The organism is Billgrantia montanilacus, assembly GCF_003336675.1.
GTDB lineage: Bacteria > Pseudomonadota > Gammaproteobacteria > Pseudomonadales > Halomonadaceae > Halomonas > Halomonas montanilacus.
The window spans coordinates 120566-121068 of the sequence record NZ_QPII01000015.1 but is presented as its reverse complement, the minus strand read 5'-3'; the positions used below and the strand labels follow the sequence as shown (position 1 = coordinate 121068).

Annotated in this window: 1 protein-coding gene; it reads left to right on the top strand. The window is 66.8% G+C overall.

Features of this window, described 5'->3' with window-relative positions:
* A partial coding sequence (locus tag DU505_RS17350) for an electron transfer flavoprotein subunit alpha/FixB family protein (protein ID WP_245948027.1) occupies nt 1–503 on the top strand: 503 nt, incomplete at both ends.

The window sequence follows — 503 nt, the reverse complement described above, 5'->3', positions numbered from 1 at the left end:
ACGGCCACGTGCTGGCGGCCGCCTCGACCACCGGCAAGAACGTCATGCCGCGCCTCGCCGCGCTCAAGGATGTCTCGCAGATCTCCGAGATCGTCGCGGTGGACTCGGCCGACACCTTCAAACGGCCGATCTACGCCGGCAACGCCATCGCCACGGTGCAGAGCGCCGATGCCCTCAAGGTGATCACCGTGCGCAGCACCGGCTTCGACGCGGTAGGAGAGAGTGGTAGTGCCGCCATCGAAGCGGTGGATTTCGTCGCCGAGAATAGCCAGTCGACCTTTATCAAGCAGGAACTGGCCGAGAGCGACCGGCCCGAGCTGGCCGGTGCCAAGGTGGTCATCTCCGGTGGTCGCGGCATGGGCAGTGGCGAGAACTTCAAGCTGCTCGACGGCATCGCCGACAAGCTGGGTGCGGCCATCGGCGCCTCAAGAGCCGCGGTGGACGCCGGCTTCGTGCCCAACGACATGCAGGTGGGCCAGACCGGCAAGATCGTCGCCCCCGAG